This is a genomic window from Amycolatopsis sp. FDAARGOS 1241, from assembly GCF_016889705.1.
Classification (GTDB): domain Bacteria; phylum Actinomycetota; class Actinomycetes; order Mycobacteriales; family Pseudonocardiaceae; genus Amycolatopsis.
In genome coordinates this window covers 904,859-916,423 of record NZ_CP069526.1, presented here as the reverse complement: position 1 = coordinate 916,423, position 11,565 = coordinate 904,859, and the positions used below count along the sequence as shown (strand labels likewise).

General features: G+C 69.9%; 10 protein-coding genes. 6 read left to right on the top strand and 4 right to left on the bottom strand.

The annotated features are described in order from the left end of the window. Positions 1 to 77: 77 nt before the first annotated feature. From I6J71_RS04400 to I6J71_RS04385, 4 genes are read left to right on the top strand one after another with little or no spacing between them, the layout of a single operon-like run. Entirely contained in the window at positions 78 to 1,058 is a 981-nt protein-coding gene (locus tag I6J71_RS04400; RefSeq protein WP_204093553.1) for an ABC transporter permease, read from the top strand. Continuing rightward, positions 1,051 to 2,010, top strand: a complete 960-nt coding sequence (locus tag I6J71_RS04395) for an ABC transporter permease (RefSeq protein ID WP_239154424.1) — start codon at positions 1,051 to 1,053, stop codon at positions 2,008 to 2,010. The genes I6J71_RS04400 and I6J71_RS04395 overlap by 8 nt, the downstream gene beginning before the upstream one ends. Beyond that, positions 2,007 to 3,101: an ABC transporter ATP-binding protein gene (locus I6J71_RS04390; RefSeq protein ID WP_204093552.1), complete on the top strand. Its 1,095-nt coding sequence runs from the start codon at positions 2,007 to 2,009 to the stop codon at positions 3,099 to 3,101. The genes I6J71_RS04395 and I6J71_RS04390 overlap by 4 nt, the downstream gene beginning before the upstream one ends. Further along, entirely contained in the window at positions 3,098 to 4,129 is a 1,032-nt protein-coding gene (locus I6J71_RS04385; RefSeq protein ID WP_204093551.1) for an ABC transporter ATP-binding protein, read from the top strand. Before I6J71_RS04390 ends, I6J71_RS04385 begins: the two co-directional genes overlap by 4 nt. Before the next feature lie 62 nt (positions 4,130 to 4,191). Here I6J71_RS04385 and I6J71_RS04380 read toward each other — a convergent pair whose 3' ends face one another. Both I6J71_RS04380 and typA read right to left on the bottom strand, forming a co-directional pair. Continuing rightward, a complete protein-coding gene (locus I6J71_RS04380) occupies positions 4,192 to 5,916 on the bottom strand; it encodes an ABC transporter family substrate-binding protein (RefSeq protein WP_204096864.1) in 1,725 nt (574 codons plus the stop codon). Positions 5,917 to 6,223: 307 nt separating this feature from the next. Beyond that, the gene (gene typA, locus I6J71_RS04375) at positions 6,224 to 8,152 is read right to left on the bottom strand and encodes a translational GTPase TypA (protein WP_204093550.1); all 1,929 of its coding nucleotides are present in this window, start codon (positions 8,150 to 8,152) and stop codon (positions 6,224 to 6,226) included. 231 nt (positions 8,153 to 8,383) lie between these two features. Here typA and I6J71_RS04370 point away from each other — a divergent pair, with 231 nt between their 5' ends. Beyond that, on the top strand, positions 8,384 to 8,551 hold the full coding sequence (locus tag I6J71_RS04370) for a hypothetical protein (protein WP_204093549.1): 168 nt from the start codon (positions 8,384 to 8,386) through the stop codon (positions 8,549 to 8,551). A 705-nt stretch (positions 8,552 to 9,256) separates the two neighbouring features. Here the strand turns inward: I6J71_RS04370 and I6J71_RS04365 are convergent. Continuing rightward, positions 9,257 to 9,568: a YciI family protein gene (locus I6J71_RS04365; protein WP_204093548.1), complete on the bottom strand. Its 312-nt coding sequence runs from the start codon at positions 9,566 to 9,568 to the stop codon at positions 9,257 to 9,259. A 207-nt stretch (positions 9,569 to 9,775) separates the two neighbouring features. Here I6J71_RS04365 and trpS point away from each other — a divergent pair, with 207 nt between their 5' ends. Next, positions 9,776 to 10,741 carry a tryptophan--tRNA ligase gene (trpS, locus tag I6J71_RS04360; protein WP_204093547.1) on the top strand — a complete coding sequence of 322 codons (966 nt, stop codon included), beginning with the start codon at positions 9,776 to 9,778 and terminating at the stop codon, positions 10,739 to 10,741. Positions 10,742 to 11,149: 408 nt separating this feature from the next. Here trpS and I6J71_RS04355 read toward each other — a convergent pair whose 3' ends face one another. Beyond that, complete coding sequence (locus I6J71_RS04355) at positions 11,150 to 11,542, bottom strand: (deoxy)nucleoside triphosphate pyrophosphohydrolase (protein ID WP_204093546.1); 393 nt, start codon at positions 11,540 to 11,542, stop codon at positions 11,150 to 11,152. Positions 11,543 to 11,565 lie beyond the last annotated feature (23 nt).

The window sequence follows — 11,565 nt, the reverse complement described above, 5'->3', positions numbered from 1 at the left end:
CCCCGTCTCGTCGCCAGGCCCTGCCACCACCAGCGGCGGTCGCCGGCAGAAACACCGTCCAGAGCAGGAAGACCTCCATGCTTGCCTTCGCACTGCGCCGGCTCCTCGTCTCGGTGCCGATCCTGATCGTCTCGACGTTCGTCGTGTTCGTGATGGTTTCCCTGTCGGCCAACCCGCTGAGCTATCTGATCCAGAGAAACCCGCCGCCGCCCCCGCGCGTCATCGAGCTCGAGCGCATCCGGCTGCACCTCGACCAGCCCATCTTCGAGCGCTACTGGAACTGGATCGTCGGCATCTTCCGAGGCGACTTCGGCCCGTCGGTGCAGTCGAACCTCAACATCGGCCACGAGATCTGGGGCCGCTTCGGCATCACCCTGCGGCTGATCGTGCTGGCCATGATCGTGGCCCTGATCCTCGCCGTGCTCATCGGCGTGATCAGCGCGGCCCGCCAGTACTCGAAGTTCGACTACACCGCGACGTTCTTCGGCTTCCTGTTCCTGTCGATGCCGTCGTTCTGGTTCGCGATCGTGCTCAAGCAGATCGGCATCGGGATCAACACGTCCGTCGGTGATCAGATCTTCTTCACGATCGGCTCGTCGTCGATCATCACGACAGGCGGGTTCTGGTCCCAAGTCGGCGATGTATTCGGCCACCTGATCCTGCCGACCATTTCACTGGCGCTGACCTCGTACGCGGCCTGGAGCCGCTTCCAGCGCGCGTCGATGCTCGAGGTCCTGAACAGCGACTACGTGCGGCTGGCCCGCGCCAAGGGCCTGCCCCGCTGGACGGTGACCCGCCGGCACGCGCTGCGCAACGCGCTCATCCCGCTCACCACCGTGACCGCCCTGGACATCGGCGCCATCCTCGGTGGCGCCGTCGTGACCGAAACCGTGTTCCAATGGCAGGGCGCGGGCGCTTTCCTGCTGAACGCGATCAAGCAGAGCGACGTCTACGCCGTGGAGGCATGGCTGCTCATCGCGGCCACGTTCATCATCCTGCTCAACCTCATCGCCGACCTGCTCTACGGCCTGCTCGACCCGAGGATCCGCTATGCCTGACGACGCGATCTCCGCCACGCCCACCACCCTGGGCTCTTCCCGCCTCGCCCCGGACGACCCGCAGACCCCGCAGGTCGCCCCCGAGCGGGAGTTCACCGTCAAGGAACGCAGCCAGGCCCAGCTGGTCTTCCGCCGCTTCCTCCAGCACCGGCTGGCGATGATCAGCCTTGTGGTGTTCGTCCTCATCGTGCTGTTCGCCTACGTCGGCCCGCTGGTCTGGAAGTACGGCCCGGCCGACATCACGCAGGACAACTCGGCTCCGCCGTCGGGTGAGCACCCGTTCGGCACCGACGCCGTCGGCCACGACACCCTGGCGCAGGTGATGCGCGGCACGCAGATCTCGCTGCAGATCTCGGTCCTCATCGCGATCTTCGCGACCGTCGTCGGCACGATCTGGGGTTCGGTCGCGGGGTACTACCGCGGCTGGATCGACACCCTGCTGATGCGCATCGCCGACCTCGTGCTGACGCTGCCGCTGCTCGCGGTCGCCGCCGTGCTGGCCCACCAGGTGGGTGGCACGTGGTGGCTGATCGCGGTGGTCATCGCCGGTCTGTACTGGGCGTACGTCTCCCGGGTCGCCCGTGGCGTCGTGCTGTCGCTGCGCGAGAAGGAGTTCGTCGAAGCCTCCAAGGCCCTCGGCGCGAGCGACGCCCGGATCATCTTCCGGCACCTCGTGCCCAACGCACTGGGCGCGATCATCGTCAACCTGACGATCCTGGTGTCGATCGGCATCCTGCTCGAGACCGCGCTGTCGTTCCTCGGCTTCGGCGTGCAGCCGCCCGACACGTCGCTCGGCCTGCTCGTCAGCACCGCGCAGACGGCGGTCGACACCCGCCCGTGGCTGTTCTACTTCCCGGGTGTCTTCATCATCCTGATCGCGCTGACGATCAACTTCATCGGGGACGGCCTGAGGGACGCGTTCGACCCCCAGCAGACGAAGGTGCGCGCATGACCGAGTACGACGCCAACACCCGCGGCGGCGACCCCGTCCTCGTGGTGGAGGACCTGACCGTCCAGTTCCCGACCGGCGAGGGCGTGGTCAACGCCGTGCGCGGCGTGAGCTACCAGCTGCAGCGCGGCGAGGTGCTCGGCATCGTCGGTGAGTCCGGCTCCGGCAAGTCCGTGACGTCGATGGCCGTGATGGGTCTCCTGCCGCGCACCGCCAAGGTCTCCGGCTCCATCCGCTTCGGCGGCGTGGAGCTGCTGAAGGCGAGCGAGAAGGAGCTCAACAAGGTCCGCGGCAAGGGCATCTCGATGGTCTTCCAGGACCCGATGACCTCGCTGAACCCCGTGTACACCGTGGGCGACCAGATCGCCGAGGCGATCACCGCGCACCACGACGTGCGCAAGGACGTGGCGAAGAAGCAGGCGATCGACCTACTGGACCTGGTCCGCATCCCGAACCCGAAGCAACGTGCGGACGAGTATCCGCACCAGCTGTCGGGCGGTATGCGCCAGCGCGTCGTGATCGCCATCGCCATGGCGAACAACCCGGACGTGATCATCGCCGACGAGCCCACGACGGCCCTCGACGTGACCGTGCAGGCCCAGATCCTCGAAGCGCTGCAGGCGGCGCAGAAGGAGACGGGCGCGGCGATGGTGCTGATCACCCATGACCTCGGCGTGATCGCCGGCCAGGCCGACCGCGTGCACGTGATGTACGCGGGCAAGGTGGTCGAGTCCGGCAGCGTCGACGAGATCTTCTACACGCCGCGCATGCCGTACACGCTGGGCCTGCTGGGCAGCCTGCCCCGGCTCGACGTGAAGACCGATCGGCTCACGCCGATCACCGGCTCGCCGCCCGCGACCACGAACATGCCACCGGGCTGCCCGTTCAGCCCGCGCTGCCCGCTGTCCCAGGACATCTGCAACGAGGAGGAGCCGCGCCTGGTGGCCGGCCCCGGCACGCAGTGGGCGGCCTGCCACTTCACCGAGCAGGTGATCGGCCACGACCCGGCCGAACTGTTCAGCGCCACTTCGGCCGACACGGCTGCCGTCCCGGTCACCGTCGACGCCGCGATCGACACGGAGACGAACCGATGACCGAGGCCACGGCGGGCAAGACCCCCGTCCTCTCCGCGCAGAACCTGGTCAAGCACTTCCCCATCCGTGGCGGCGGCGTCGTCCGCCGCACGACGGGTGCGGTGCAGGCCGTGTCGGGCGTGTCGTTCGACATCTACCCGCACGAGACGCTGGCGCTGGTCGGGGAGTCGGGCTGCGGCAAGTCGACCACCGCCCGGGTGGCGCTGGCGCTGCAGCCGCTCACGGACGGCAAGGTCACCTACGAGGGCCGCGACCTGGCGACGATGTCGAAGCGCGAGCTGCAGCGGCTGCGCCGCGACATGCAGATCGTGTTCCAGGACCCGTACGCTTCCGTCGACCCGCGGCTGCCGGTGAACGAGATCATCGCGGAGCCGCTGCGCATCCACGGCCTGTACAACGACGGTGGCCGCCAGCAGGTCCGCGACCTGATGAAGACCGTGGGCCTGCGCCCGGAGCACGGCAACCGCTTCCCGCACGAGTTCTCCGGCGGTCAGCGCCAGCGCATCGGCATCGCCCGCGCGCTCGCGCTCAAGCCGAAGGTGCTCGTCCTCGACGAACCGGTGTCGGCGCTCGACGTGTCGATCCAGGCCGGTGTGCTCAACCTGCTGAAGGACCTGCAGGCGGAGCTCGGGCTGTCGTACCTGTTCGTGTCGCACGACCTCTCGGTGGTCCGGCACGTGTCCGACCGCATCGCGGTGATGTACCTCGGCAAGATCGTGGAGACCGCGCCGGCGGAGGACCTGTTCACCAACCCGGCCCACCCGTACACCCAGGCGCTGATCTCGGCGATCCCGGTGCCGGACCCGCGCAAGGAACGCACGCGCCAGCGCATCGTGATCACGGGCGACGTGCCGAGCCCCGCGAACCCGCCCTCGGGCTGCCGCTTCCGCACGCGCTGCCCGAAGTTCGCGAACGAACTCGACGACGCGGGCCGCAAGAAGTGCACCACGGAGGAGCCCCTGCTGCTCGACCACGGCCAGGGCCACCCGACGGCGTGCCACTTCGCGGAGAGCCTGCAGCTGATCTGAGCCGTACGCGCAAAGGGGCTCCTCGGGGATTTCCCTCGGGGAGCCCTTTCTCGTTCCGGCGGTCAGTTCGTGCCGCGGGTCCAGTTCACGGCCGAACCGAACGGGCCCTGCATCGGCGGGCCCGGCGTGAGCCCGGAGATGCCCTTGCCGACGGCGAGGGTCTCGGCTTCCTGGAAGAGCGGGATCACGACGTCGGTCGACCACAGCTCGGGTTCGAGGGTCTTGAGCGCATCGGCGAGCGGGGTGGCGCCGGTGAGGGCCGAGTCGATCGAGGCCTGGAGGCTCTCGTCGCACAGGCCGGCGGAGTTGGCGGGCACGATGGACTTCGTCTTGTCCGCGGTGGCCTGGTCGGGGGCGCAGCCGAAGGTCGACGCGAGCACGGTCGCCGGGTCGCCGCCGACGGGCTGCGGCACCACGGCGACGTCGACGCCGACGTTGCCGTTCGCGTCCGGGCCCGCCTGCTGCTGGCCGTTGACCACGGGCATCGCGAGCAGCGACGAGAACAGGTCGCGCGGCTGCGGGGTGATGGTGTTGACCTGCACACCGCCGGCGACGAGCTCGTCCGAGAGCTCCTTCGCGATCGACGCGTACGGCTCCTCCTGGCCTGGCGACGCGATGACCAGCGACAGCGTTTTGGTGCCCTTGCGCCACACGCCGGCATCCTTCGTGTAGCCGGCGGCCTTGAAGGAGGTCTCGGCCTTCGCGAGGTCGGGGGCGGCGGGCGGGCCCGCGGGGATCGTGGGCGCGTAGCCGGCGCCGGACGGCGGGATCACCTGCGCGTCGGCCTTGAGCGAGGCCGACGGGCCGCCCATGGCGCCCGCGGCGATGAGCTTGCCGCGGTCGAGCAGGGCCGCGACGCCCTGGCGCACCTGCTTGTCGGACAGGGCCGCGCTGACGGGCCGCAGCAGCACCGTGGCCACCATCGGCCGCGGCACCGTCGTGAGCTTCACGGCGGGGCCGAGCTCGGTGAGCAGTTGCAGGCCGCCCGAGTCGGTGCGGGTCAGGGAGAACTGGTCGTTGCCGCTGCGCAGCGCGGTCGCGATGCCCGCCGGGTCGGAGCGGCGCAGGATCAGCGTGTCGACGGCCGCGGGCTTCTCCCAGTAGCGGTCGTTGCGCTGCAGCACGACCTCACCGCGAGCGGTGTCGATGGTCTTGATCGCGAACGGTCCCGCCACGGCCGGGAAGTTCGTGGCCAGCGCACCCTGCCAGCCGCCCGGAGCATCCTTCAGGAGGTGCTGCGGGAGCAGGTTGTCGAACAGCGTCTGCCAGGCCGGATACGGCTTGCTGAAGGTGACTTCCACGCCCTTGCCGCCGTCGCGGGGCTGGATGTCGTTGATCAGCCGGTAGCCGGCGGGCTCGATCACGCCGGGCTGCGTCCGCATGGCGTCGGCGAGGTAGATGAAGTCCTCAGTCGCGATCGGTGCGCCGTCGGACCACGACGCGTCGGGCCGGATCTCGTACTTGACCGTGAACGGCATCTGCGACACGACCTCGGCCGAGGTCATGAGCGTCTTGTCGAGCACGCGCTTGCCGTCGTCGCTCTGGCGGAACACCGAGGGCAGCAGCAGCTGCGACAGGGCCGTGGTGACCGTGGACGAGTCTGAGATGGCGTGCGGGTTGTAGCCGCCCACCACGTCGTCGATGCCCACCACGATCTGCGACGCCGAGGGCTCCGCCGAGGTGCTCGTCGCCGCCGGTGACGGCACCACGGGCGGTGGCGGGGTGTTCGAACACGCGGCGAGGAGCGCCCCCGCGAGCGCCAGCACCGGCGCCGCCTTGCGTCCCATCCGCACGCGTACCCTCCCGTTTCCCCGCGGCCCGAGCCGACATGCTGCCATGCCGGCGCCTGATCGGCACCGAGATTCCCACATCCGGCCGGGCCGTCCGACACCGGAGTGGATACCGCCAACCGGTGGACGTGCGAGCGGCCGCCACGGTTCCCGCAGCCGGGTGCCGGAACCGGTTGCGGGGCGACGGGTTTTGTGGGGGTCCGCGAGGCGTGACGGCCCTGTCCGGCCAGCGTCCCGACCGAGGGCCGGAGACGCCGAAGGGCGCCGCTCCCCGTGGGGAGCGGCGCCCTTCGGACCCGAAGCGTCAGCCGTTCTCGCGGCTCTTCGCGCGCGAACGCTCCTTCGCGCGGGTCGCGATGTCCAGCGTCACCTTGCGGACGCGGACGACCTCCGGCGCGACCTCGACGCACTCGTCGCTCGCGCAGAACTCCAGCGCCTCTTCGAGGCTGAGCTTGCGCGGGCGGGCGAGGCGCTCCAGCTCGTCACCGGTGGAGGAGCGCATGTTGGTGAGCTTCTTCTCCTTGGTGATGTTGATGTCGAGGTCCTCCATGCGCGGGTTCTCACCCACGACCATGCCCTCGTAGACCTCGGCGCCGGGCTCGACGAAGAAGCTTCCGCGGTCCTGGAGCTGGATCATCGCGTAGGCGGTGATGGGGCCCGAGCGGTCGGCGACGAGCGAGCCGGTGTGGCGGGTGCGGATCTCGCCCGCCCACGGGAAGTAGCCCTCGAACACGTGGTTCGCGATGCCGGTGCCGCGGGTCTCGGTGAGGAAGTCGGTGCGGAAGCCGATGAGGCCGCGCGAGGGCAGCACGTAGATGAGCTTGATGCGGCCCGTGCCGTTGCCGCTCATGTCCTCCATGCGGCCCTTGCGGGAAGCGAGCAGCTGCGTGATCGCGCCGAGGTGCTCCTCCGGCGAGTCGATGTACAGGCGCTCGAACGGCTCGTGGAGCTTGCCGTCGATCGTGCGCAGCACCACCTGCGGCTTGCCCACGGTGAGCTCGAAGCCCTCCCGGCGCATCTGCTCGACGAGGATCGCCAGCGCCAGCTCACCGCGGCCCTGGACCTCCCAGGTGTCCGGGCGTTCGGTGGGCAGCACGCGGATCGAGACGTTGCCGATCAGCTCCGCGTCCAGGCGTGCCTTCACCAGCCGCGCGGTGACCTTGTCGCCGCCGTTGCGGCCGGCCAGCGGCGAAGTGTTCACACCGATGGTCATGGAGATCGCCGGCTCGTCGACGGTGATCCGCGGCAGCGCGACCGGCTCCTCGGCGTCGGCCAGCGTGTCGCCGATCGTGATGTCCGGGATGCCCGCGATGGCGACCAGATCACCCGCGCTGGCCTCGGTGGCCGGCACGCGGGTGAGGGCCTCCGTGACCAGCAGCTCGGAGATGCGCACGTTCTGGACCGAGCCGTCTTCGCGCATCCACGCGACGGTCTGGCCCTTGCGCAGCCGGCCCGCGTGGATGCGGATCAGCGCGATGCGGCCGAGGAAGTTGGACGCGTCGAGGTTCGTGACGAGCGCCTGCAGCGGCGCATCGGGGTCCGCGACCGGCGCCGGCACGTGGCTCAGCAGCGTGTCGAACAGCGGGTCGAGGTTCTCGCTGTCGGGCAGGCCACCGTCGGCCGGCTGCTCCAGGCTCGCCTTGCCGGCGCGCGCGGAGGCGTAGACCACGGGCAGGTCGAGGATCGCGTCGAGGTCGGCGTCTTCGATGTCGCTCGCGAGGTCGAGCAGCAGGTCGTGGGTCTCCTCGACGACCTCGGCGATGCGGGCGTCGGGCCGGTCGACCTTGTTCACGACCAGGATCACGGGCAGGCCGGCCTCGAGCGTCTTGCGCAGCACGAAACGGGTCTGCGGCAGCGGGCCCTCGCTCGCGTCGACCAGCAGCACCACACCGTCGACCATCGCCAGCCCGCGCTCGACCTCGCCGCCGAAGTCGGCGTGGCCCGGGGTGTCGATCACGTTGATCGTGATCTGGCCGCCGGGGGTCTGGCGGTGGATCGAGGTGTTCTTCGCGAGGATGGTGATGCCCTTCTCGCGCTCGAGCTCACCGGAGTCCATGACGCGGTCGACGACCTCGGCGCGCTCGGCGAAGGCGCCGGACTGCCTGAGCATGGCGTCGACCAGGGTTGTCTTCCCGTGGTCGACGTGTGCGACGATCGCGACGTTGCGCAGGTCGGGCCGGGTCTTGCCGCTCGCGCGGCCGGGTTCGACTGCGGTGGCGCTGGCTGCGGGCACGCGAAGACTCCTGAACTACGAAGGCGGGTGGGTGGCCGCGTCGCGGGCGGAAAGGTGGCCAGTGCGGATACGTCTGGGCCACGTCACCGGCATCGTGACCGGCTTTGGCCACACGCGGACCTCACCAGAATACCTGGTGCTCACTTGTGAGGAGCGCCACGCCCCATAATCGGTTAGGCTCACCTAACCTAGGAGGTCAGTTACGCCGTCGAGTCACCCGGGAGCCCGGCCGTGGGCAAGAAGGACAAGAAGCACCCCGACGACCCCCGCGCGATCGTGCGCAAGCTGATGAAGGCGGGCAAGGTCAAGAAGAAGTGCTGCCGGTCGTCGTCGCGCTGCAAGAAGTGCCCGGTGCTCGCGCTGAAGCGGGCGAAGACCGAGGTGGCGAAGGCAGCCTGAGCTCCGGCGCTCCACCGCTTCCGAGTGATCACGCCGTTCCGATCATCGAGCGCTGCAGATTGTCAGGCCCGCTCCCGTCCTGTCGGAGTCCGACCTGGTGTCCTACCTGGTGTCCTGTGTGGTCCACGTACACCTCGACGCAGCTTCACGGCTGTGCCGGTCCGGGGTAGCTCGTGGTCCCGGCCGGGCACCGCACCTGCTCCCGCGGGTCGCGACCGCGCTGAGCGGCATCCCTCCGTGCGCCGCCCATAGTCCGCCTCGGCCGGAGGCCTGTGGTGCAGCGAAAGCTGCGGAACCGCTCGGATAACTGCCGGCAACGATCGCCGTCGCAGCCGGAAATGCGATTTTCCGCGTGCCGGCACGGATTGTTGGCCGGTCACTGTGCATTTCCCCTCCCCCAAGGGTCGCGTCGACCGATGCATTCCCACCCGGTGTTCCGGATCAACAAGTCGGCTTGGTGCTCGGTCACCCCGTGGCCGACCTGCATGTGCAGCAGAGTGATCGCGGTGGCGTTCCAGTGGCCTTCGGACGAGGCCATGGCGCGTACCTACTTGCTGGTGCCTGATGTCACAGCGTGGAGGTGGACGACCGCCTGACGTCGTCGGTCCTGCAGGCGCGGGTGGCCGAACTGCCGGCGACACCGGGTGGACCACCGCACGGTGCCACCCGGGTCTCCGGCGCTCGTCCTGTCCTGAGGTTGCGGCGTCAGGACGCGTGCGTGTGCTCGACCGCCTCGTTGACCAGCCTGAGCTCGGGCGCCGTCTTGGTCGGCGAGAACTCGATGACCTCGTAGCTCGCCAGGTGCTGGACCGCGAACGGGTCCGTCGCGAGGATGGCGTCCAGCTTGCCCCGGGCCATCGGCCGCGTGATGATCACGCCGCCCGTGCGGGGCTTCTGCCGGCCGGAGGCCAGGAAGTGCCCGTGCTCGTACTGCTTCGCGAGCCACTCGGCGTGGTCGGGAAGCGCCAGGTCGATCTCCTCGATGGGGGCGGTGTACGTGAGCAAGACGACATACATGTCACGACGGTAGCCCCGGTTCCGCCCCACGGCACCCGCAACTGTTCTAGACTCTGGCCCATGCACGCGCACAGCACCCAGTGGTGGCCGCCCTCCGGCGGCACCGTTGCTCTGCGCTGAAACCAGCGAAGGCCGCCCCGGTGGGCGGCCTTCTCGCTTTCTCAGGCGGGTCTCCTCCCGGGGCACAACCAGGAGAGGAATCCCGCAGTGGTCCAGTTGTCCGGCATCACGCCGTCCGGTCACGTCCAGCTCGGAAACCACCTCGGCGCCCTGCGGCGCTGGGCTGCCGAGGGCAGGCCGGACGACCTGTTCTTCGTGTCCGATCTGCACGCGATGACCAATGCCCACAACCCCGCGAAGCTGCGGGCCCTGGCGACGGAGCAGCTCGCCGTACTCGTGGCCACGGGCATCGCGCCGGAACGGGTGTTCGTGCAGTCCGACATCGCGAAGGAGCTCGGCGCGCTCACGTGGATCCTCGAGTGCACGTGCTCCTACGGCGAGGCCGCGCGGATGATCCAGTTCAAGGAGAAGTCCAAGGGCCAGCCCGGAGTGCGGCTGAGCCTGCTGACGTACCCGGTGCTGATGGCCGCGGACATCCTGCTGCAGGGCGCGTCGAAGGTGCCGGTCGGTGAGGACCAGCGCCAGCACGTGGAGCTGGCCCGCGCGCTCGCGCGCCGGTTCAACACCACGTACGGCGAGGTCTTCACCGTGCCGGAGGCCACGCTGCCGCCGGCGGGCGCACGCGTGAAGGACCTGGCTGACCCGACGCGCAAGATGTCCAAATCGGCGCACGACGCCGCGGGGGTGGTGTTCGTGCTCGACGAGCCGGACCAGGTGCGCCGCAAGATCCGCCGCGCCCGCACCGACGGCGGCTCCGTCCCGGCGTACTCCCCCGAAACGCGCCCGGGGATCGCCAACCTGCTGGACATCCTCGCCGCCTGCACCGGCGGCGACCCCGCGAAGCTGGCCGACGAGTACCCGTCGTACGGCGTGCTCAAGGACGCCGTCGCCGACGCCGTGATCGAGGAGCTGCGCCCGGTGCGCGAACGCACCCTGGCCCTGCTCGCCGACACCGCAGAGCTCGAACGCGTCCGCAAGGCGGGCGCCGTCCGCGCCGCCGAACGCGGTGACCACCGCCTGTCCGCCGCGCTGCGCCTGATCGGCGCCGGCTGAAGGGGTGATGTGGGGTGGGTTTTCCTTGTCGTAGAAGGAAAACCCTCCTCTGCAATCAGCGAGCGCGCCGGATCACGGACCCAGCGCGCGCTTACGTGAACGGCGGCCAAGACCCGGATCGCCAGCGAACCGGCGCACGCCGTCCGCTGCCGAGGCCCGAACGGCAGCGAAACGAAGTGCCGAAACGTCCACGGCACAAGCGGCCACGCCCCGCATCGCCGGCGGACCAGCGCACCAGCGGCTGCCGACCGGCGCACACCACGGTCAAGACCAGAACGGAAGGCCAGCGGACCGGAGTGCCCAAACGGTCGCGGCGACGCAGAAGCAGCCACCGGCCGTTCGGCTGCGGGCCGGGCTCGACTCGGCGCAAACCGGGACGGGCGCAGCTCGCCGGCCGCGAAGGCGTCGTCAGTGCGTCAGCAACGCCCGCAGGTCGGGAATCAGTCCGCGGTCCGCGGGCAGCCAGTCGATGTCGTCGAGTTCGTCGGGGCCGACCCAGCGCAGGGCGGTGTGCTCGACCGCCCGCGGTTCGTCGCCCGGGGAGATCAGGGCGGCGGCGTACACGCGGAGCACCTTGCCGCCCGGGAGGGGGACTTCGGCGCCGACGCGGGGGCCGACCGTGACGGCCACGTCGAGCTCTTCCTGGCACTCACGGGCGAGCGCGTACGAGTCGGTCTCACCCTCCTCGACGCGCCCGCCGGGCAGCTCCCACTGGCCCGCGTGGTGCGGCGGCCAGGCTCGCTGCTGGGCGAGCAACTTCCCTTCGCGCACCAGCGCCGCTCCCACGATGACCCCGTCCATCCGCCCAGTCTCCCGCACGGGGC